Consider the following 20836-nt stretch of genomic DNA (forward strand, 5'->3'; position numbering starts at 1 on the left):
AGTGATTGAATTCTTACAAGTTAACGGAAACGAACTACTTCAGAAGACACTGGAACACTTCTATATTTCATTATTAGCTTTACTTTTAGCTATGATTGTAGCGATACCACTTGGCATTTTATTGACACGAACTAAAAAGTTAGCCAAAGTCGTATTATCTATTGCAAGTGTTCTACAAACCGTTCCGTCATTAGCAGTATTAGCACTTATGATTCCTTTCTTAGGTGTTGGTAAATTACCTGCCATTTTAGCATTATTTATTTATATCTTATTACCGATTTTAAACAACACATATATCGGCATCAATAATGTTGATAAAAATGTTAAAGCAGCCGGACTAAGTATGGGTATGACAAAATTCCAAGAAATGTTCATGATTGAATTACCACTTGCTATATCAGTCATTATGAGTGGCGTACGTTTATCAAGTGTATATGCAATCAGTTGGGCAACATTAGCAAGTTTCATTGGTGCTGGTGGTTTAGGTGACTTTATCTTTAATGGTTTGAACTTATACCAACCTGATTTAATTATTGGCGGTGCCATAAGTGTTACATTAATCGCGCTTATTATGGACTTTGTACTTTCTAAAGTTGAACTATGGGTTACACCTAAAGGGTTAAAAGTTTCAAGATAAGGAGGAAATATAAACATGAATAGATATTTTAAACTGTTATTGCCTATCATGGCTTTATCTGTCATTTTATCTGGATGTTCATTACCTTTTCTTGGCGCTTCAGGTGATGAAAACTCAATAAAAATAGGTATGCAAAATACAAGTGAATCACAAATTATGGGACATATAGATAAATTGATGATAGAACATGAAGCTAAAAAAGATAACATAAAAGAAAACAACATACAGCTTATCAATAATTTAGGATCATCAACTGTTACATTTAATGCTCAAAATAGTGGAGATGTTAACATTTCAAGTGCTAGATATACGGGAACTGATTTAACAGGTGCATTAGGTAAAGACCCTATCACCGATCCTAAAAAAGCTTTAAAAGTAGTGAGAGATGCATTCGATAAAGATTATGACCAAAAATGGTATGGATCATATGGTTTTGAAAACACTTATGCCATGATGGTTACGAAAGAAACAGCGAAGAAATACAATCTTAAAAAAGTTTCAGATATGAAAAAAGTAGCAAACAAATTAGAAGCTGGCGTTGACTCATCTTGGATGAAACGTCCTGGCGATGGATACCCAGCATTTAAAGAAAAATATGGTTTCGATTTTAAACGTACTCGTCCAATGCAAATTGGCCTTGTATATGATGCGCTAAACACAGGTAAAATGGACGTTGTTTTAGGTTATACAACAGACGGAAGAATTGCGAGCTATGATTTAGTTGTACTTGAAGATGACTTGAACTTCTTCCCTCCATATGATGCAAGTCCATTAGTTACAAAATCTTTAATTAAAGAAAAACCTTATGTTGATCGTGCAATGAATAAATTAAGAGGAAAAATTTCAACAGAACAAATGCAAAAATTAAACTACGAAGCAGATAACAACCTTAAAGAACCTGCTGTAGTAGCTGAAGAATTCCTTAAAAAGCACAATTATTTTGACGATGAAAAGGATGGTGAGTAATAGTGGTTGATAATCATGTATGGTCACAATTAGTCGATTATTATGCAACAAATGGTGGATATATATTTCAACTTTTTCTAACTCATTTACTTATTTCTGTTTATGGTGTGTTATTTGCGGTTATAATAGGTATACCAGTAGGAATTTTCATTGCTAGATATTCTAAATTATCCGGCTTTGTCATTTCACTAGCTAATATTATTCAAACGGTTCCAGCACTTGCCCTACTTGCTATATTAATGCTTGTGATGGGACTTGGTTCAAACACTGTTGTTATGACAGTATTCTTATACGCTTTATTACCGATTATCAAAAATACGTATACCGGAATTAATAACGTAAATTCTAGTATTAAAGATGCTGGTAAAGGTATGGGTATGACATCACGTCAAATCTTAACGATGGTTGAACTTCCCCTTTCGTTATCAGTAATGATTGGTGGTATAAGAATCGCATTCGTTATTGCAATTGGTGTTACTGCAATCGGATCATTTATTGGATCGTCTACACTTGGTGATATCATTATTAGAGGTACAAACGCTACTGATGGTACATCACTTATTTTAGCCGGTGCAATCCCTACCGCTTTATTGGCAGTATTAAGTGATTTATTTTTAGGATATATTGAAAAGAAATTAGACCCAACAAAGAGAAAGCAAAAAGGTCCACAACCTCAAACACTTTCGGAGTGATATTAAATGAAATTTATATTAAAAGTAATTGTATCAACTATTGTTATTTTAATACTTTCACCTAAGAAAAAACTTAAATAATTTATATTAATAACTTATGTAATTATATAATTTTTTGCTATTATGAATTGCATAGTGTTAGTATAGTTAAAACAAAGGAGGAAGTAATATGAAATATAGAATACTTGGAAGTTTATTTTTATCATCAACACTTATTTTAGCAGCATGTGGGAATGGATCAGACAGTTCAGATTCTGATACAAAATCAGAAAAGAAAGATGACACTAAAAGTTCTAGTCAAGTCGTTAAAGACTTACAAAGCAATGCTAAAGATGTTAAAAGCTATCACACTGATAACAAAATTGAAGTTTCTGCTAAAGGCGAAGATAGTCAAACTGTAGAAGTTGGCATGGATGTTGATGAAAAAGAAACAGCAAAATTAGATATGGACCAAGCTGGTCAGAAAATGTCAATTTATGTACAAGGCGATAAAATGATTGCTAAAGTAGATGACCAATGGGTAGACTTATCTTCTCAAGTAGAAAATATGAATATCGATAGTTCTCTAGATCAATTAAATTATGAAAAATACGCTAAAACTTTAAGTGCTTTTAAAGATGCGAAAGCTAAAAAAGTTGACGATGGATATGAACTTACATATGACATCAAAAACAAAGAAGATTTCACTAAATTAGCTAACGCCTCAGGTAACAAAGATCAACTAGAGCAATTTGAATCACAAGTTGATAAAGTTAAAGGTAACGCTATATTGAAAGTAAATAAAGATAATCAAATTGATTCATACAAATTAAATGCTAAATTAACTAAAGATGACGAAACTGCTGATATGAAGACAAACGTCACTTATAATAAGTTAAACGAAATTGATGAAATTAAGATTCCAGATGAAGCAAAAGACGCTAAGAAAATAGAAGACTTACAAGGCGGATCATCTAGCTCATCAAGCAGTAGTTCATCTAACAGTTCAGATAAAGCATCATAATTAGTAAAGACTCGAGGTAAATGCCTGGAGTCTTTTTTGATTTGGACAGGTGTGTTGTGAACATTTTTCGCTAACTTGTTTATAACGAGTGCCTTATGAACAGTTTTCGCTATACTTGTTCGTAACGGGTGCCTTGTGAACACTTCTCGCGAAACTTGATTATAACGGGGCTGTTAGTTACAAAACTTGGCCGAAATGTTACTATGGAGCGCCTTAGTTACAAAACTCGACTGAAATGTTACTAACACACTCAGTATTTGCGCTTCTTATCAAAACTGCTTATAACAGCAGTCTATTACGACAATTTCTATACTCCACTCACACAAAAAAGACTCGAAACATTTGTCTCGAGTCTTCTTAATTACTATTTTTCTTCTTGTTTATCTAATTTTTCATCTAATGCTTTGATTGAAAGTGACTTATCTGTATCTTGGTATTTATATACGATATAGTACTTTCCTTCTGTTTTGAGTTCGTTATAGAAATCTGCTATTATACGTGCATTACTTTGTGCCCATTTGATATCTGTTGCGTATTGATGTACGCCTGGTTTCTCTGGGTTCCATCTCATACTATATAATGTATTTTGCTCTGGGTTTGATAAATAATGATCATGTATAAATTTCGCACCACCTGATATGGCTTTTTGAGGTGTATCCCAGCCTCTTTTTTTAGCGTAATTTGCGCCTGTTCCGATAGGATCACTGTCTAAAGCACCGACACCATAAAAGTTATAATACTTTTTACCATCAGATTCTTCTTTAGATTTCGTTACTTTCCCTTTCTCAGTTAACATGACACCATTTGCTAATTCACTTTTGTTATTACCTGTTTCTAATATAGCGTGAGATATTAAATACACTTCATTTACATGTTCTTTCTTAGCAGCATTTAAAAATTCTGTTGTATAATCTTCAAGTACTTCTTGTTTTCTTAACATATGATGAATTCGTTTTTCTTCAATTCCTTGATACTCTGATAAGTTCAAGAATTGATATACTTGTTTTTTATCATTTAAGATTTTTTCTACATCCATCACTTCATATATTTCGCTTCGTGTTGCATTTTTCCAATTGCCTGACTCTGTTGCTACTTGCATTTTCGTATCATTTTTATATTGTTTATTTACCGCTTTACTTAAAGTTAATGGCACTTCTACATTATCTTCTTGTTTATCTACTTCATAAAATTTTAAATGATCTGAAATCAAATAATAAAACAGGCCAACAATAACTAACAAGACTATTGATAATATGACTAAATTTTTAATGGTTTCTAGCCTGGCATTTTTCATCGTTTCACCTCTATGTTTGTAAACCACCATCAATCATAATTTATTACCTAATTTTTACAATTGCATTAAAGTTTACTCTTTATATTCTATAGGATAAGGGCTTATTATTCAAAAATAAGAATGTTACGTTTTAATTACTATTATATTTCAACAAAAAAAGCAAACATGCTTTGAAAGTATGTTTGCTTATTTATAAGTTGAATAATTCATAAATATAAATGACATTGCCGCTGATCTATTCTTATAGTTATAGTGGCTTAAATTGATTGTACCCTCTTCTTCGCCATTTCTATAATTCATAAATCTGTTTACGTTGTTAATCATTACAAAATCTGCGTTATCTCTTATCGTATTCAAGTCATTATTTCTTGCAAAAAAGTGTTCTAAATTTAGATGTTCGTAATCCATATGATGAGCCTCCTAATCTTTGCCCCAATAAAACATATGTCCATATATATAACCAAATATACACGTTTGAAGTGAAAATGTAAATCATTTCAATCTATGTTTTTATAAGTTATTTTTAAAGATAAAGTCTTTATTTTTCAAAATAATCTCATGAATTATTATCTATTTTAAAGTTTGCTCTATTTTATGGTAAATAGTTAATTTTTAATGTACTTCTTAATTATTTACAATACGTTTATCCGGAAATAACCGTGTGCATGCTCACCAAAGAGGACAACATGAAACAACACAAATTTGAACATTATTATAAGCAATATAAAAATATGATTCATTATTTACTGCATCGATATCAAATCAAATATGGTTACGAAGATTATTATCAACTGTTATTAATTAAACTATGGACTGAAATTGAGCGATACGATTTTTCAAAGACCGCTTCACTAGATAAATATTTATATACGAAATTAAAATATTACCTCATTGACTGCATCAGAAAGCAAAGTAAAGATTCAAACCGTGTATCACCCACTTCAAATCATGAAATGTTAGACCAAAGCTTTATTGAATCTCATCAATTTGAAACATTTAGTATGTTAGAGATTTTATCTCAAGATGAACTCATGTGGTTAAAACTAACATTACAAGGTTTCTCAACCCAAGAAATTGCGATATATTTAAATAAAAGTGAATCCTCCATTAAGTATTATCGTAAAAATGCGCGACGTAAATTGAAATCACATTTTTTAATTTAATTACAAATATTTCTTCAAAAATTACAATATTTTTCCCAAAATTCAAGTAACATGTTATATAGGGAGGTGTATCAAATGACTTTGATCAACTCTAATATGACATTACTGAAATACGCTGATGATTCAGCTTATAGATTCCAAATCGAATATTTAGATCAATCAATCGTTTATACCAACCACTCTATCCCCTATCTTATTAATGACGCACTAAAAATTGAAGGTGCAAGTTTAAAATCAAGAGAACATTACGCTAAATATGTCTTAAACATTTCTAAACTTCTACCCATTCTCATATATGCCTCTGAAGATTTCGTATTATTTCCAACAAGCGCAAAATCTAACTATAATTATATGCTCATTAACAGCAAACACATTGTTCATATCGACGCATACAAACATTACACTAAATTGTTATTAATTAATCAGCAAACTAAAGTCATATATCATGAAAATCATATAATCAGTAGGAAACTCGGTGAATCATTAAGACTCATTCAGTTTCAAAAGCACCATCTTTACAGACAAAATCTATCCGCAAATATAAAAAAAGTCGTTACGCTTTAAATGCGTAACGGCTTTTATTTGTCATGTTGTGATAATTTACTGCTTACGCCTGATAACAATGCTTGGTATGCACTATTAAAGAATGTCAGCAGTACTTCATCTCTTCTAATGATACTTTCTAAATCTTCTTCATAGATTAAAAAGCTTCCATCTTTACCATTATATTCAGCATATGATGGCTCTACTTGTTTCAAGTTGATTTTATCTTGCTTAAACGGATTAATCTTAATAATATAATAAGGAGACTCTCTATATTTATCTCCAAAGTAATAACAAAGTGATACGGTATACTCATCATTACCTTCTACGTAAAAAATAGATGTTACATCAAATTTATCCCAAAACAAACCTGTTTTGACATCTTTAATATTCCTTGAATGTAAAAATTGATAATGATCATATTGAGCTTGCTGCATTAATCTAAGTGCATGATATGCAGTCTTTGGATTAAAGATTCGTTCTTTGTCATCTTCATCTAGCGTTTTTTCATATGGAATATTATATGGCTTCGTATTGATTGGGATATCAATGCCGTTCTCATGCAATGTATCAAATATAAATTGATAATATTCTTGAATCGTACGTCCTGATTTGACGATCATAGTTTCTTCTTTTTCATCTATTTTAACAACTATTAACTGATCAATTAAATCTAAGTTAATTTCAAATGTATGATTGTCCTTTTTTAATTCGCCTGTAGATAGCCCAACTTGATTAACTGTTAACATGACGTGCTTATATAACGGTTCAGGTGTATTCACAGCTAAACAACATTTCCCCATAATTTGAACAATATATCTTATTGTTGCACGTGTATCACGCCATTCATCAAAATATAACAAGCTCATCTACAACACCCCCTAGTCAGTAATCTATGAAAATTCTTTAAATCTTCTAGCGATTAGCAAACGCCTTGTAAAGAATGCATTTACCCATTTGATACCTTTATAACCTATAAAAAATAGCACAATACCTATGACAAGATATAAGGCTTGTAATGTTAATGCTTCACCAATTGGTTTTGTGAAATATAACGTAAATGTCCCCAAGATCAACAAAGAAGCTGTTATTAAAATGCCTGCCATTAAGACATTTCCAAATAATAAACCACCTAACGTGATCACTTTATATAAACTACTTGGTGGTGTAGCTTTATCTATAATTTCATTTTCTACAAATTCATTCACAAATTTACTTGGTTTACCATACTCATCGATTAAATTTTTATCGGCATGATGGTTTAATTTTTCATGCGCTATATTTTTTTCTTTTTTATTGATAAACCAAAGCTTTTTATAAACAATGGATTTATATTGTTCGTTATTCATTACACACCTCTAAAATTCATTAATATTTTAATTATAACATTAATCAATCTATACGTTGATTATTTTTCAAAATTGCTATTTTGAAGGAGTGAAAATGATGTTTAATTTTAATATCAACCATATTTCACACGAAAATAAATGGATTTATCATAATGAAGATGCATCAATCATATATGTCACAAATGGCTATATTAATATTTTTTATCATACATCGAATTACATGATGACATTGGATAAAGGATTTTTGTGCATTGTACCCTTTGATGAATATAGCTTTATTTATGCAATTAATGGTCAAATATGTATACTTAATATTAATAAATTAATGGTATATACATTAGCTTCAAATATTTATGAATATTTCTTACTCAAAAATTTCTTTCCCATTATTCAATCTTACAAATTTGATAAAGTAAGTAATCACTTAAATATTCTTAACCTACTTGCACCTTATCATAAGGAAAGATTAACGACGAATGTTTCAACGAGTATCATTACGCTATTAGATGATATTAAACAACCACCCTATTCTGAAATTCCAACTAACGAATCTTATGTAAGACATAACCACCACAATCATTATTGGCAACGTCATTTATTTGAAGCTACTGTTGCACTTATATTCAAAACAAATCAATCTATTTCAGACATAGCTATAGAATATGGTTTTTATGACCAAGCTCACTTTACAAAGGTCTTTAAAAATCACCGAAACATGACGCCGCTTCATTTTAGAAAAAGATACAATGTATATTCACATTATAAATAGCGATTGATAATTTCTTCTGCCTCTAAATTCTTCGCTAAAATATTTAATGAATCAAAATTCAAATCTTCTGTAATTTCATGCGTTATAACGATCACATCCATTCCAGCTTCTATTGCAGCTTGTGCACCATTCGTCGTATCTTCAATTGCTAAACACTTATCTGGTTCTACATTAAGATCATGTGCTACTTGAATATATAATTCTGGATTGGGTTTAACAAACGCAACATCTTCACGCCCTTTTATAACATCGACATATTGATCCAATTCTAATCTTTGTATGTTAGGCATAATATGCGCTTTATAACTACTAGTTGCTATACCCATTTTTTTCTGGTTTTCACGACCATAATCTATTAATTCTTTAACCACTGGTTTAATAGGCAAAGATTTCGTACCTTCATAATGATCTTCAAACATCTCTTCTAGAGCCTCTTTTGAACCTAATGCATTTAATATTTTATTATTTAATACTTCTGATACTGATCCAATAGAAGCTTTATATTCATCTAAACTTATCTTTTCGTTATTCTTTTGATCAATATGTTTATTTAGAGTATTAAATAAATTAATTTCTGTATCTATTATCGTACCATCAAAATCAAATATTATTGCATCGTACATGTTTAAACACTCCATTCTAAAAAATAAGAGACTAGGACTATTCTTAATCCCGGTCTCTTATTTTGATTATAAATCTTCTGATTTAAGTGTCAATTCTAAACGATCGATAATGTTCTCTAATTGAATTAAACTCAGTGATTTTTCCAGTGCAATGCGTTCTCTATTTGTCGCTAAATATTGCACGATTTCATGTAATGGAATAATGGATCCTTTTTGTGACCCGTTCTCTTCAATTATAAATAAACCATCTGACTCATTTAAGTTTAATTCATCTTGTTTAGCATTAGATAAATCATTCTTGAAATATACTGAACCATGTGGAAAATCATGATACTTTCTCTCTTCTAAAGAAATAACAGCATCGTGTATATTCTCTTGATTTAATCCTGTGTAAAATTGATTAATAATTTGTGTACGATTATCGTTATCGTTGAATAATTTTAGGTTTGTTAACATAGTCATTCACCTCATCCCGTTGCTTATATTTTAACATTTTAAACTGAATATTTAGAGTATTTTATTATTACATTTTCAAGTCATTTATTACATAATTTTTTCGGTTTTCACGAAAGCGTCAAAAATTATGTCGTTTCCATATTGTAATTTATTTCAAAAAATAATAACGTTAAATAGAACTTATATATTATTTGAAATAGAGGTTGAGTACATGAACAAAAGTTTTAATCCATTGAGAAGGTTACATTTTTATGCTGCTTTCTTTATTACACCTTTATTATTAACACTCTCACTTACTGGTATTGGTTATTTATTTTTTACAAATGTAGAAAATAACATTTACCATGATGAATTTTTCAATGATAGCGTAACGAAGGGTCATCAATCATTAGATGATGCTATTCAAGAAATTAGAGATGTATATAAAGGATACGACATTCAAAAAATCAGTATTATGGACGAGCCATACAATAACAGAGTTACCATCGGGAATGAAGATGGTGATTCACGCTATATTTTCTTGGACGAACATAACCAAAGAGTTGCAAATCAAAACGCTAAATATACATATTCCAACGTATTAAGAGAAACACATAGTTCTTTATTTGTTGGTGGTAGTTTTGTAAATTATTTAGTTGAGCTAGCAGCATGTTGGACAATTTTTATGATTATATCAGGTATTTATTTAACTTTTAAATCAAAAGCATTGAAACCAACTAAAAAGAAATCATCATTCTTATTTAATAGACGATTACACGCGATTATAGGACTTATTATAGCTATTCCAATATTTATAATCGTACTAACAGGCTTACCGTGGTCAGCGCTTATGGGTAAACAAATTAACCAATTTGCCGAAGATCATCCAACGATCGGTTATTCAGCGTTAAAAGCTAACCCACCAGAATCAGAAGATAATGAATTACCATGGGCAACGCGTACTAAGGAGAAACCTTCATCTAAAAAAGATCCACATGCAGAACATCACGGTTCTATGAGTAATGTAATTGGTGCAGATGGACAACAAAGTTTAGAAAATATTATCGTGAATGCTGAAGAAGAAGGCATAAAAAAGCCATTCTCTATTGTTTATCCTTCTGATGAAAAAGGTGTATTCACTGTTTCGAAAAGTAGTAATACAGGTGTTACAGGATTAGACGTTGCACCAAAAGAAGAAACGACAGCATATTTCGATCAATATTCAGGTAAACTTTTAGATAAAGTAGATTATGATGATTATGGTATTATCGGTAAATGGTTCAGTTTCGGTATACCTTTACATGAAGGTCACCTATTTGGAACTGCAAATAAAATCATTAACCTATTAGTTTGTTTAGCCTTTATTAGCGGCATTTCATTTGGTTTCTTATCATGGATGAAACGAAAGAAATCCAACTCATTTAGCGCACCAATAAGAACTAGTAATCAAGTTCCAATTGGACTCATTGTATTCTTAGTTATATTAGGAATCGCAATGCCATTATTCGGATTATCACTAATTCCAGTTGCTATTATTGAATTCTTCTTATGGAAACGACATAAAAAGTTAAATACAGTTTAAATAAAAAGCATATCACGCTTCTGAAATTAAAATCAGATAACACGTGATATGCTTATTTTTATACAAATATTTAAATGCATTCATATATTCATTAAACTTAGCTATTAGCCTCGTCATAATCGTTACAAACTGCTTCAAGTAAGTGTCTTAAATCATGATCATCCATATCATCAGGCACTCTAACTTTTATAAGATGATTTTTATCAGTAATAACATGAAAATAATGATGGTCATTTTCATATCCTTTTCCTAGTATTTGCATGAATAACATCCCCTTAGATATTTATCAAACACTCATATACTAATAGTATCATACTTATTTAATTAATTTTAATATTTGAATTTAATAATAAACTGCTTACAAGTTAGGCTCTGGATGTACATAAGACGAATATGCGCCTGCTTCTTTTAATTGTTGTTCAACTAAATCACAAATATCATGAGCTTCATCTAGTGTTAAATCTTTATCGACAATGATCGTCACATCAAGAAAGACACTATTACCATGATAACGCCCTTTTATAGACGGTACGTCTAATACACCCTCTATATTTTCAATTTCTTCTATATAATTATTTAAATCTTTTTCATGAAAACCATCACTCAACGTGAATATCGATTCTTTAAAAATCGTAAAACCAGTATAAACAATAATAAAGCCTAGAATGACAGCAAGTATAATATCAATTATAGGTAGACCAAACTGTGTAAATATAAGACCAATACCAGTACCGATGCTGACTAACGCATCAGACAGATTGTCTTTTGCTGCTGATTTTAATGATGTACTTTTAGTTTTAATCGCTAACTTCCAATTAAATAAATATACTAAAATCATTATAATACCACTTATAAAACTGACCCATATTGTCAGTGTGCTAGGTTCACTATAGTCACCTTGAAGTAATTTAGGAATGTTGCTAGAAATAACTTCTATCCCGACAAACATAATGATAAAAGATACAATCAAAGTTGTAATATTTTCAGTCTTCATATGTCCGTAAGGGTGATTTTTATCAGCAGGTTTGATTGAAATCTTCAAACCTATAAGTACTGCCACAGAAACAAATATATCTGTTAAGTTGTTTAAACTATCCGCCTTTAATGCAGATGAATTATAAGTTGTACCAACTACAAATTTCAAAATAGAAAGAATAATATAAGTAACCAAACTTATATATGCGCCACGTTGTGCAATTCTCAAATTATTTGCCATTTCCAACACTCCAATTTTTCACTGAAATATGATTATATAACAAAATTTGAGACAAGTTAATGAATTAGTTATCGTAAAATAATATAAATTAATTCGCATATTTATGTTTTAGGTATACCTATATTTCAAATACATATTCTCTTATAATATAGTATTTATACATCTAAAAATTTTCAATATATGTTCTTATGATATTTGTTACTATAGACCTCCTTACTTACACTTCGCCCGACTTTTCTAACGCCTAAAAATCATTTTTCTTAGCAAACTAAAAAGGAAGCGGGACAGAAATCTAATTGTAAAAAAAGATTTCGTAGTCCCGCCCCAGCAAGGATGACTAGAGTTGAAAAAGCTTGGTACAAGCGCATTTCAATTCAGTCATCTACTGCCAAGATACTAAAAGAGACTGAGACATTAGATTATGTCCCAGCCTGTTTGATGAACTTCATTCTTATAAAATGCTTAATCCGCTTGCTTTAATATCTTTAGCAAATCCTTGAACTGTATCAACAGATAATTCATTAATATCTCTTCCGATATTTGGTACTTTTGCTACCACATCTTTAGGACATGTAATGATATCTACGCCGATTTCGTCTGCTTGAATAACATTAAATAATTCACGGCAACTTGCCCATAATAATTTAACGCCCTCTTTACTATGACAAACTTTTTCTGCTTCTTTCATTAACGGTAGTGGATATACACCTGTATCAGCAATTCTACCTGCGAATACAGAAACATATGTTTCAACACCTGGTTTAATTGCTTCTACTATTTCTTTAACTTGTTCAATTGTATAAACAGCAGTGACATTAACTTTAACATCATTTTCTGATAATTTTTTTATTAAAGGAATCATTGATTCACCTTGTGTATTTACAACAGGAATTTTGACAAATACGTTTTCACCATATTGTTTTAAAATTTCTGCTTCTTTAGCCATTGTTTCTATATCATCTGCAAATACTTCAAATGAAATCGAAGCATCTGGTATTGCTTTAACCACATCTTCAGCAAATGTTTTATAATCCGTTACACCTGCTTTTTTCATTAAACTTGGATTTGTTGTAAAACCATCAACTTCTTTATTCTGATAGGCTTGTTTCATTTCTTCAATGTCCGCACCATCAGCAAAAACTTGTACTTTAAGATTACTCATGAATTTCATTCCTTTCTACTTGTTGTGCATTTATCGTACCATAATTTGCAATCGCTTACTAAACTATTTGATTAAAACAACAATATCCAAGTTATTTTAAATGTATTTTGAAGTGCTTTATGGCATAATAAGAATTAATAATAATCAAATAATATTTTTTAAGTAATATAAATATAATTGCTTAGGTGGTGTATTTTGATGGCTGATAATATAGAAACAATAAAGCATTTCAAACTTTATACGACTGGATCATTTTTAGGTGACGAAGCAGTCATCAATAATAGCCCTACGAGCCGAGTTGAGCGGTACTATATTTTTTCCTATTATTTAGAAATTAACGATTTCAAAATACTCATTAACACAGGCTTTTCAGAACATGTTAAACCAAGTACTGATTTAAAAACTTTAAAATTATTTCGCAGACAAGACTATAAAGTGTATGAAACTTTACCAAGCCAATTATTAAAAGACCATATACATCCAGATGAAATTGATTATTGTATTATCACAAACTTTTCAAGCCATCATCTCGGTTATTTAAACGCATTTAAAAATGCAACTATCATAACCTCAAGTGAAGCTTATCATGATTTTATTACACAACAAGTTTCCAACAACAACCTTCAATTAAGCTTTCATGTTATGCCAAATAACTTTAAAGAACGCATTGAATTTGTAGAAGATTTTGTACAAACTGAACATCCTATTTTGGGTAAAGGATATAAAGTCTTTAATCAAGATGCATTAGTTAGTTTTGATTTGCCAGGAGCCATGCCAGGTCAATTCGGCTTAATGATGACATTCTCTAATTTAATGATTTTTATGTGTAGCGATGCCGCATGGTGCCGTTCAAATATTCAAAAGAATGACCTTCCTACTAAAAGATTGTTGCGCAAAGCATACAACGGCGAACTTTTCATTGAAACCCATTTAAAGCTTATTGATTTAAAAGAAAATGCGAATACCTCACTTTTCATCATTCCTAGTCATTGTAAAAAAATGGACGACTTTGAAGAAGTAATGGAATTATTAGATGCAATAAAATAATTTATGTGATAACATAAACGATTATACGGAATTTTTGGAGGGCATCATGGATAAAGCTAAACGCTATTTTTATATATCAACTATACTTATTATTATTAGTTTATTTTTAAGTGCACAAAATCCACTTTTAGAAACGATGTTTGGATCTTTAGTTTCACTCGTACTAATAAGTAGTATATTAAACGGTATTTTATTGTTAATTGCTGTCTTTACAACTGATAAGTCAATTAAATATCAAACTGATAAACACACAACGCTTTCAAAATTTAATAAACTACTACCAATCGTTTTATTCATCGTCATTTTATATCATATTGTCGTTATAATAAGATTTTTCGGAATAATTTAAGGGAAACATAATGTTTCCTTTTTTTAATGAGGAGGTTTATTGAATGGTATATTTAGCAATATTTTTAGGCGGTGCTATAGGTGGAGGGCTAAGATATTTAGTTTCGTTAACGATCACTAATGACGCCTTCCCATTCTCCACATTGACTGTTAACGTAATCGGAGCACTTTTAATGGGTATATTCTCTACATATTTTATTAGCTATTTCAATTTACACCCAAATATTAAAAAATTAATAACAACAGGCTTCTTAGGTGCTTTAACAACCTATTCATCTTTAAGCTTAGAAACAGTCGAGCTACTAGAACGTGGACATATATTAGTTGCAGGTACTTATTTACTCGTTAGTTTACTTCTAGGTTTCATATTTATTGCAATAGGTTATAGGAAAGGAACTGACCAAGCATGACGTTATTATATATTATGATAAGTTCAGGTATAGGTGCACTTTGCAGAAATTTAGTGAATGAATTCTTCACTAAACTGTATACAAACCACTTCCCAATCGCTACTTTAACAGTCAACGTAATTGGTAGCCTTATAATTGGATTTGCCGCTCAATATTTAAATGACGATTCTTATTCATATGCAATTATCGCAATAGGCTTTTGCGGTGGATTTACAACATTCTCTACTCACTTTTTAGAAATTTATGAACGATACTTATTAAAATCATATAAAATGATGACTATTTATATAATATCTACAGTCATACTATCAATTGGAGCATGTTATTTAGGATATCACTTATAAAATCACTTACGTAAAAGGTACATTTATAACTAAGACAAAAGAAAAAGGACTGATAAGAATAAATTTTCTTATCAGTCCTTTTGTGTTAATTATTGACCACTAAAGACTTCTGGGTCTGGTCCGATTCTTTCGTCTTTATTTAAAGCATTTAATCTTGAAAGTTGATCTTCTGATAACTCAAAATCAAATACGTTTAAGTTTTCTTCAATTCTTGATGGTGTTACTGATTTAGGAATAACAACAATTTTTTCATCAATATTCCATCTTATAATAACTTGAGCTGGTGTTTTACCTAACTCATTTGCAATTTCTTTTACAACTTCATCTTCCAGTATTTGTCCGTTCATTAAAGGAGACCATGATTGTGCAACAATTTTTTGTGCTTCTAAATATGCTCTTAATTCTTTTTGAGTTAAGTATGGATGACATTCTATTTGATTAATAACTGGTTTAATAGAAGCTTCTTGTAATAATTCTTCTAAATGATGTACATGGAAGTTACTTACACCAATGTTTTTAATTTTACCTTCATTGTATAAATTTTCCATAGATTTCCATGTTTCAATGATAAGATCTTTATCTTGACCTGGCCAATGGATTAAATATAAATCTACATAATCTAAACCTAATCTTTTTAAAGATGCTTCATAGGCTGATTGAACATTCTCTCTACCGTAATCTGTCATCCAAAGTTTAGTTGTAATAAATAAATCTTCTCTATTTAATCCAGTTGCTTCTAATCCTTCTTTGATACCTTGTCCGACTTTTTCTTCGTTGTGATAAGTTTGAGCAGTATCTATATGTCTATAACCACTTATAATAGCATGTTTAACCGCTTCTCTACATTCATCATTATTTTCTACTCTGAATGTTCCTAAGCCTAAAGCTGGTATAGAATTTCCGTTGTAAAACTCAATTATTTTCTGTGTCATTTTACTGCCTCCTAATTTTAGACGATACTTAAATTAAAATTGAAACGACTTTAGTTTCTAAATATGGCTCAATACCTTCTGAACCACCTTCTCTACCAAATCCACTTTCCTTCATACCACCGAATGGAATATGAGCAGCACTTGGTCCGCCATCGTTCCAACCAATTACTCCATAATCTAAGTTCTCATACAACTTTATACCATTACTATAGTTTTCAGTAAAGAAATATGCTGCCAAACCAAATGGTGTATCGTTTGCTTTTATTATAACTTCATCTAAATCTTTATAAGTTTGAATTGGTGCTACTGGTCCGAATGTTTCTTCTACCATTATTTTCATATCGTCTGAAACGTCAGATAGAACAGTTGGTGTAATAAAATAACCACCATCTTTATAGCTATCCCCTCCAGTAATCACACGTGCGCCTTTACTAGTTGCATCTTCAATATGAGATTTAATTTTTTCAAAACCATCTACGTTAATAACAGGACCTATATCTGTTGATTCATCTTGTCCATTGCCTACTTTTAATTTGCTAACTTCTGCTCTAAGCGCATCTTCAAATACGTCTTTAATAGATTCATGTACGTAAATTCTATTTGCACATACACATGTTTGTCCTGCATTTCTGAATTTAGAAGCAATTGTTCCTTGAACTGCTTTATCTATATCTGCATCATCGTGAACAATTAATGGTGCATGACCGCCTAATTCAAGTGTTACTTTCTTCAATGTCGAACTAGATTGTTCCATTAATTGCTTACCTACAGGCGTTGAACCTGTATAAGTAATTTTTGAAATTAAAGGATGTTTTGTGAAAATGGCACCGACGTCTTTACCTGAACCATTTACATATTGAATAACACTTTGATCAAATCCTGCTTCATGTGCAAGATCAACTAATTTCATAGTTGTTAGTGGTGTATCTTGTGCTGGCTTACATATAAACGTACATCCTGCTGCTAATGCTGGTGCTGCTTTTCTAGTCATCATTGCTGCTGGGAAGTTCCAAGGTGTTATACTTGCTACAACGCCTACAGGTGCACGTGTAACGATAAGTCGTTTGTTATCAACATGTTCTGGAATTGTTCTTCCATAAGTACGTTTCGCTTCTTCAGCAAACCATAATATATAATCTGTCGCATATTTAACTTCGCCTAAAGCTTCTTTTAATGGTTTCCCACTTTCTTTTGTCATAATTAAGGCAATTTCTTCTTTATTTTCGAGAATCAATTCATACCATTTATATAACAATGCACTACGTTCATGAGCTGGTTTCTTCTTGTATGTTTGAAAAGCATCATGTGCTTGTTCAATCTTGCTGTTAATATCTTCTTCCGTATTATTTTTAATCGTTTCGATTACTTCTCCAGTTGCAGGATTTTTAACTTCAAAATTTTCTTTTACCATACTTATAACCACCTTTTTAGTATAAAAATAGCGCTACATAATATGCAGCGCTTAGTTATTACGGGTTAAACTTTTCAATTTCATCCATAATTCTCTCAAGGTCTTCCACACTATATTGGAATCTACCATGAAATACAAATTTATTAAAGAAGTGTTGAAGTTGTTTTTCACCAACTAACACTTTAATGTTAGGGTCTTGTGAATAATTACTGATAGTTGCTTCACTTACTTCATTTGGATGGAAGTATATAATTGGTGTCGGTGTATATTTAAGTTCTAACTGTCTTTGTAATTCTTCAGTTGTATTATCAACTTCTTTAACTTCATTAGTATATGAATGAAAAGCTGCAGTTTTATTATTTGGTTGTTTTTCAAGTAATAACGTTTGTTCTTTGTTTGGGTTTAAATCCAATGTTTCAAAGACTTGTCCTAATACTGGAAAATCACTAAACTGCTGATCAGTAATACCGTGATAGATATGACCACTTACTAAATTAGAGTCAATTACGTATATACCCGTTCTTGTTAAGACTAAATGATCAATTTGTCGAACTTTACCTAATGGATCTTTAGGTAAGAAGATGTTAGCCATAATATGCATGTCTTCAGGTCTGATACGACGTTCATTTACAAGTTGGTCTCTTAACTCTAACAAGTGTCTATCTGTTATATATTCCCCTTCATTCTTAGAAAATAACTTTAATGAGTCAATTTCTCTTTCTTTTTGTGAAATTGCTTCTTGATGTGTTTCTTCTTGTTTCGTTAGAACCTTTTTATTTTCAACTCTTTCATGATCTAACTTTTCTTTATGTTCAGATTTAAGCGTCTCATTTTCTTTTTTATGAGCTTCTTGAATCTTATTCAAAGATTTTTGTTTCTGTTTTAATGAAACAAAGAATAATATAATAAATAGTATCGCAATGACGACCGCTGCGATTAATCCATAATGAATCGGTTCTAATTGACTCATAATTGTAGATCGCTCCCTTTCATATGTATTAATTCCATTATAGTAAAAATTACAAATAAATTCAGTATATATCATGAAATATATTGATAATATAACGTAATTTCTTATACTTCATACATTTGAGTAGTTAAACCACACTTTAATAGTAAATATTTTATGAATATACAGCGGATTGCTGTTACAAAACTTGCATGAATTGTAATTATGAGCGTTGTTGTAAACACTTCAGGCCAAACTTGGCCATAACGGGGGCGTTAATTACAAAAGTCAGCTGAAATGTTACTATGGACCGCCTTAATTACAAAACTACTTAGAAGTATTAATACCGGTATCCTTATATGCACTTCTAGCCAAATCTGCTCATAACGACCTCAGTATTTGCACTTCTAACTAAAACTGCTAATAACACCCCAACTTCCTTCTAAAACAAAATAAAAACTCTGCATAAATCCCGTAAGATTCTATACAGAGCTTAATTGTTTATTTTAATAAGTCTTTTAATAAATCTACTTTATCTAATTGTTCCCATGGTAATTGAACATCTGTTCTACCGAAGTGACCGTATGCTGCTGTCTTTTTGTAGATTGGTTGTCTTAAGTTCAACATTTGAATAATACCTGCTGGTCTTAAATCAAATACTTCTCTTATTTTTTCTACTAGTACATTTTCTTCTACTTTACCTGTACCAAAAGTATCAATTGAAATAGATACTGGTTGTGCTACACCAATTGCATATGCTAATTGGACTTCACATTTATCTGCTAATCCACTTGCTACTATATTCTTAGCGACATATCTTGCAGCATATGCTCCTGATCTATCTACTTTAGTAGGATCTTTACCACTGAAACATCCTCCGCCGTGTCTTGCATAACCACCGTATGTATCTACAATGATTTTTCTACCTGTTAATCCAGCATCTCCTTGTGGTCCGCCAATTACAAATCTACCTGTTGGATTAATAAAGAATTTAGTTTCTTCATCTAATAATTCTTTAGGTACGATTGGATAGATAACATGATCTTTGATATCTTGTTGAATTTTTTCTAATTCAATTTTTTCATGATGTTGTGAAGAAATAACGATTGTATCTACTCTTACTGGTTTATCATTTTCGTCATATTCAACTGTTACTTGTGTCTTACCATCTGGACGTAAATATTCTAAAGTACCGTCTTTACGTACATCTGTTAATTTCTTCGCAAGTTGATGAGCTAAATAACCTGGTAAAGGCATGTATGTTTCAGTTTCATTTGTAGCAAAACCAAACATAAGACCTTGGTCACCTGCACCAATTGATTCTATTTCTCTATCTGATAAATCATCTCTATCTTCTAATGCGCAATCTACACCTTGTGCGATATCTGGTGATTGCTCATCAATAGCAGTTAAAATCGCCATCGTTTGGAAATCATAACCGTACTTCGCTCTTGTGTATCCTATATCTTTTACTGTTTGTCTAACTACTTTAGGGATATCTACATATGTTGACGTAGAAATTTCACCTGCAATTAAAGCCATACCAGTTGTTACTGTTGTTTCACAAGCGACTCTTGCTTTAGGATCGCCTTTTAATAATTCATCCAGGATAGCATCGGAAATTTGGTCCGCAATTTTATCTGGATGCCCTTCTGTTACTGATTCTGATGTGAAGAGTCTTCTATTCTTTGACATAAAAAATCTCCTTTAAATAAAGTTGTACGGTCTCTTCCTCAGCGCAAATAAAAAGTGCCTTCTCTCAATAAAGATATAGAGAGAAGGCACACTCGTCCATTCGCTCTTATCGTTCAGACAATATTGGTCTGCAAACGGTTTGGCACCTTTCTTTCATTAGAAAGAGGTTGCTGGGTTTCATTGGGTCCATGTCCCTCCACCACTCAGGATAAGAGAATCCGTCAGAAATGATAATACTAAAGTTTTCATAATATGTCAATGGAACG

25 protein-coding genes and 1 riboswitch are annotated in these 20836 nt (G+C 31.0%); of the genes, 12 read left to right on the forward strand and 13 right to left on the reverse strand.

Features of this window, described 5'->3' with window-relative positions:
- Position 1: 1 nt before the first annotated feature.
- The 4 genes from LQ694_RS01760 (at position 2) to LQ694_RS01775 (ending at position 3298) form a co-directional block, all read left to right on the forward strand.
- A complete protein-coding gene (locus LQ694_RS01760) occupies positions 2–637 on the forward strand; it encodes an ABC transporter permease (RefSeq protein ID WP_025905237.1) in 636 nt (211 codons plus the stop codon).
- Positions 638–652: 15 nt separating this feature from the next.
- Positions 653–1603: an osmoprotectant ABC transporter substrate-binding protein gene (locus tag LQ694_RS01765; protein WP_058611975.1), complete on the forward strand. Its 951-nt coding sequence runs from the start codon at positions 653–655 to the stop codon at positions 1601–1603.
- A 2-nt stretch (positions 1604–1605) separates the two neighbouring features.
- Positions 1606–2295: an ABC transporter permease gene (locus LQ694_RS01770; protein ID WP_025905235.1), complete on the forward strand. Its 690-nt coding sequence runs from the start codon at positions 1606–1608 to the stop codon at positions 2293–2295.
- A gap of 169 nt (positions 2296–2464) precedes the next feature.
- Positions 2465–3298, forward strand: a complete 834-nt coding sequence (locus tag LQ694_RS01775) for a DUF6612 family protein (RefSeq protein ID WP_048539531.1) — start codon at positions 2465–2467, stop codon at positions 3296–3298.
- A 364-nt stretch (positions 3299–3662) separates the two neighbouring features.
- On the opposite strand, the gene sagB is transcribed toward LQ694_RS01775, so the two are convergent.
- Together sagB and LQ694_RS01785 are read right to left on the reverse strand one after the other, a co-directional pair.
- On the reverse strand, positions 3663–4592 hold the full coding sequence (gene sagB / locus LQ694_RS01780; protein ID WP_049318596.1) for a peptidoglycan release complex glucosaminidase SagB: 930 nt from the start codon (positions 4590–4592) through the stop codon (positions 3663–3665).
- Between the two features lie 186 nt (positions 4593–4778).
- Positions 4779–5000, reverse strand: a complete 222-nt coding sequence (locus LQ694_RS01785; protein WP_025905232.1) for a hypothetical protein — start codon at positions 4998–5000, stop codon at positions 4779–4781.
- Positions 5001–5278: 278 nt separating this feature from the next.
- Here LQ694_RS01785 and LQ694_RS01790 point away from each other — a divergent pair, with 278 nt between their 5' ends.
- On the forward strand, positions 5279–5755 hold the full coding sequence (locus tag LQ694_RS01790) for a sigma-70 family RNA polymerase sigma factor (RefSeq protein WP_058591999.1): 477 nt from the start codon (positions 5279–5281) through the stop codon (positions 5753–5755).
- A 75-nt stretch (positions 5756–5830) separates the two neighbouring features.
- On the forward strand, positions 5831–6319 hold the full coding sequence (locus tag LQ694_RS01795; RefSeq protein ID WP_227532082.1) for a competence protein ComK: 489 nt from the start codon (positions 5831–5833) through the stop codon (positions 6317–6319).
- Positions 6320–6333: 14 nt separating this feature from the next.
- Here the strand turns inward: LQ694_RS01795 and LQ694_RS01800 are convergent, their stop codons facing one another.
- Positions 6334–7167, reverse strand: coding sequence for a DUF5996 family protein (locus LQ694_RS01800; protein ID WP_096791795.1), 834 nt, complete (start codon positions 7165–7167; stop codon positions 6334–6336).
- A gap of 24 nt (positions 7168–7191) precedes the next feature.
- The gene (locus LQ694_RS01805; protein ID WP_058611972.1) at positions 7192–7647 is read right to left on the reverse strand and encodes a hypothetical protein; all 456 of its coding nucleotides are present in this window, start codon (positions 7645–7647) and stop codon (positions 7192–7194) included.
- Between the two features lie 97 nt (positions 7648–7744).
- On the opposite strand from LQ694_RS01805, the gene LQ694_RS01810 reads away from it, so the two are divergent.
- Entirely contained in the window at positions 7745–8416 is a 672-nt protein-coding gene (locus tag LQ694_RS01810; RefSeq protein WP_196968338.1) for a helix-turn-helix domain-containing protein, read from the forward strand.
- Here LQ694_RS01810 and LQ694_RS01815 read toward each other — a convergent pair.
- Together LQ694_RS01815 and LQ694_RS01820 are read right to left on the reverse strand one after the other, a co-directional pair.
- Positions 8407–9039 carry an HAD family hydrolase gene (locus LQ694_RS01815; protein ID WP_065381265.1) on the reverse strand — a complete coding sequence of 211 codons (633 nt, stop codon included), beginning with the start codon at positions 9037–9039 and terminating at the stop codon, positions 8407–8409. The genes LQ694_RS01810 and LQ694_RS01815 overlap by 10 nt on opposite strands.
- 66 nt (positions 9040–9105) lie before the next feature.
- Positions 9106–9495: a hypothetical protein gene (locus LQ694_RS01820; protein ID WP_058591994.1), complete on the reverse strand. Its 390-nt coding sequence runs from the start codon at positions 9493–9495 to the stop codon at positions 9106–9108.
- A 211-nt stretch (positions 9496–9706) separates the two neighbouring features.
- On the opposite strand from LQ694_RS01820, the gene LQ694_RS01825 reads away from it, so the two are divergent.
- Positions 9707–11056, forward strand: coding sequence for a PepSY-associated TM helix domain-containing protein (locus LQ694_RS01825; protein WP_065381266.1), 1350 nt, complete (start codon positions 9707–9709; stop codon positions 11054–11056).
- 97 nt (positions 11057–11153) lie between these two features.
- Here the strand turns inward: LQ694_RS01825 and LQ694_RS01830 are convergent, their stop codons facing one another.
- The 3 genes from LQ694_RS01830 to LQ694_RS01840 form a co-directional block, all read right to left on the reverse strand.
- Complete coding sequence (locus tag LQ694_RS01830) at positions 11154–11318, reverse strand: hypothetical protein (protein WP_162841912.1); 165 nt, start codon at positions 11316–11318, stop codon at positions 11154–11156.
- Positions 11319–11414: 96 nt separating this feature from the next.
- Positions 11415–12278, reverse strand: coding sequence for a cation diffusion facilitator family transporter (locus tag LQ694_RS01835; RefSeq protein WP_164960879.1), 864 nt, complete (start codon positions 12276–12278; stop codon positions 11415–11417).
- 445 nt (positions 12279–12723) lie between these two features.
- Positions 12724–13434 (reverse strand): transaldolase, encoded by a 711-nt coding sequence (locus LQ694_RS01840; protein ID WP_239771794.1) that lies wholly within the window; start codon positions 13432–13434, stop codon positions 12724–12726.
- Between the two features lie 198 nt (positions 13435–13632).
- On the opposite strand from LQ694_RS01840, the gene LQ694_RS01845 reads away from it, so the two are divergent.
- The 4 genes from LQ694_RS01845 to LQ694_RS01860 are packed head-to-tail and all read left to right on the forward strand — an operon-like array spanning position 13633 to position 15583.
- Entirely contained in the window at positions 13633–14481 is an 849-nt protein-coding gene (locus LQ694_RS01845; protein WP_048539520.1) for an MBL fold metallo-hydrolase, read from the forward strand.
- A 46-nt stretch (positions 14482–14527) separates the two neighbouring features.
- Positions 14528–14830 carry a hypothetical protein gene (locus LQ694_RS01850; RefSeq protein ID WP_058611967.1) on the forward strand — a complete coding sequence of 101 codons (303 nt, stop codon included), beginning with the start codon at positions 14528–14530 and terminating at the stop codon, positions 14828–14830.
- A gap of 43 nt (positions 14831–14873) precedes the next feature.
- Entirely contained in the window at positions 14874–15239 is a 366-nt protein-coding gene (gene crcB / locus LQ694_RS01855; RefSeq protein WP_048539518.1) for a fluoride efflux transporter CrcB, read from the forward strand.
- Complete coding sequence (locus LQ694_RS01860) at positions 15236–15583, forward strand: fluoride efflux transporter FluC (protein WP_058591988.1); 348 nt, start codon at positions 15236–15238, stop codon at positions 15581–15583. The genes crcB and LQ694_RS01860 overlap by 4 nt, the downstream gene beginning before the upstream one ends.
- Positions 15584–15672: 89 nt before the next feature.
- Here LQ694_RS01860 and LQ694_RS01865 read toward each other — a convergent pair whose 3' ends face one another.
- From LQ694_RS01865 to metK, 4 genes are all read right to left on the reverse strand, one after another.
- Complete coding sequence (locus tag LQ694_RS01865) at positions 15673–16515, reverse strand: aldo/keto reductase (protein WP_196968339.1); 843 nt, start codon at positions 16513–16515, stop codon at positions 15673–15675.
- A 28-nt stretch (positions 16516–16543) separates the two neighbouring features.
- A complete protein-coding gene (locus tag LQ694_RS01870; protein ID WP_196968340.1) occupies positions 16544–17926 on the reverse strand; it encodes an NAD-dependent succinate-semialdehyde dehydrogenase in 1383 nt (460 codons plus the stop codon).
- A 58-nt stretch (positions 17927–17984) separates the two neighbouring features.
- Complete coding sequence (locus LQ694_RS01875; protein ID WP_058611963.1) at positions 17985–18896, reverse strand: nuclease-related domain-containing protein; 912 nt, start codon at positions 18894–18896, stop codon at positions 17985–17987.
- 480 nt (positions 18897–19376) lie between these two features.
- Entirely contained in the window at positions 19377–20570 is a 1194-nt protein-coding gene (metK, locus tag LQ694_RS01880; RefSeq protein WP_049318581.1) for a methionine adenosyltransferase, read from the reverse strand.
- Between the two features lie 103 nt (positions 20571–20673).
- Positions 20674–20785, reverse strand: a riboswitch (SAM riboswitch).
- Positions 20786–20836: the final 51 nt, after the last annotated feature.

It is taken from the genome of Mammaliicoccus sp. P-M58, from assembly GCF_022386165.1.
Classification (GTDB): Bacteria; Bacillota; Bacilli; order Staphylococcales; family Staphylococcaceae; genus Mammaliicoccus; species Mammaliicoccus sciuri.

Excerpts from the sequence above, each read along its gene's own strand:
- LQ694_RS01795 (WP_227532082.1), top strand. The coding sequence starts at position 5,831 with ATGACTTTGATCAACTCTAATATGACATTACTGAAATACGCTGATGAT.
- LQ694_RS01790 (WP_058591999.1), top strand. The coding sequence starts at position 5,279 with ATGAAACAACACAAATTTGAACATTATTATAAGCAATATAAAAATATG.
- LQ694_RS01815 (WP_065381265.1), bottom strand. The coding sequence starts at position 9,039 with ATGTACGATGCAATAATATTTGATTTTGATGGTACGATAATAGATACA.
- LQ694_RS01840 (WP_239771794.1), bottom strand. The coding sequence starts at position 13,434 with ATGAGTAATCTTAAAGTACAAGTTTTTGCTGATGGTGCGGACATTGAA.
- LQ694_RS01805 (WP_058611972.1), bottom strand. The coding sequence starts at position 7,647 with ATGAATAACGAACAATATAAATCCATTGTTTATAAAAAGCTTTGGTTT.
- LQ694_RS01825 (WP_065381266.1), top strand. The coding sequence starts at position 9,707 with ATGAACAAAAGTTTTAATCCATTGAGAAGGTTACATTTTTATGCTGCT.
- LQ694_RS01850 (WP_058611967.1), top strand. The coding sequence starts at position 14,528 with ATGGATAAAGCTAAACGCTATTTTTATATATCAACTATACTTATTATT.
- crcB (WP_048539518.1), top strand. The coding sequence starts at position 14,874 with ATGGTATATTTAGCAATATTTTTAGGCGGTGCTATAGGTGGAGGGCTA.
- LQ694_RS01775 (WP_048539531.1), top strand. The coding sequence starts at position 2,465 with ATGAAATATAGAATACTTGGAAGTTTATTTTTATCATCAACACTTATT.
- LQ694_RS01875 (WP_058611963.1), bottom strand. The coding sequence starts at position 18,896 with ATGAGTCAATTAGAACCGATTCATTATGGATTAATCGCAGCGGTCGTC.
- LQ694_RS01800 (WP_096791795.1), bottom strand. The coding sequence starts at position 7,167 with ATGAGCTTGTTATATTTTGATGAATGGCGTGATACACGTGCAACAATA.
- LQ694_RS01765 (WP_058611975.1), top strand. The coding sequence starts at position 653 with ATGAATAGATATTTTAAACTGTTATTGCCTATCATGGCTTTATCTGTC.
- metK (WP_049318581.1), bottom strand. The coding sequence starts at position 20,570 with ATGTCAAAGAATAGAAGACTCTTCACATCAGAATCAGTAACAGAAGGG.
- LQ694_RS01820 (WP_058591994.1), bottom strand. The coding sequence starts at position 9,495 with ATGTTAACAAACCTAAAATTATTCAACGATAACGATAATCGTACACAA.
- LQ694_RS01785 (WP_025905232.1), bottom strand. The coding sequence starts at position 5,000 with ATGGATTACGAACATCTAAATTTAGAACACTTTTTTGCAAGAAATAAT.
- LQ694_RS01865 (WP_196968339.1), bottom strand. The coding sequence starts at position 16,515 with ATGACACAGAAAATAATTGAGTTTTACAACGGAAATTCTATACCAGCT.
- LQ694_RS01860 (WP_058591988.1), top strand. The coding sequence starts at position 15,236 with ATGACGTTATTATATATTATGATAAGTTCAGGTATAGGTGCACTTTGC.
- LQ694_RS01870 (WP_196968340.1), bottom strand. The coding sequence starts at position 17,926 with ATGGTAAAAGAAAATTTTGAAGTTAAAAATCCTGCAACTGGAGAAGTA.
- LQ694_RS01845 (WP_048539520.1), top strand. The coding sequence starts at position 13,633 with ATGGCTGATAATATAGAAACAATAAAGCATTTCAAACTTTATACGACT.
- sagB (WP_049318596.1), bottom strand. The coding sequence starts at position 4,592 with ATGAAAAATGCCAGGCTAGAAACCATTAAAAATTTAGTCATATTATCA.
- LQ694_RS01830 (WP_162841912.1), bottom strand. The coding sequence starts at position 11,318 with ATGCAAATACTAGGAAAAGGATATGAAAATGACCATCATTATTTTCAT.
- LQ694_RS01810 (WP_196968338.1), top strand. The coding sequence starts at position 7,745 with ATGTTTAATTTTAATATCAACCATATTTCACACGAAAATAAATGGATT.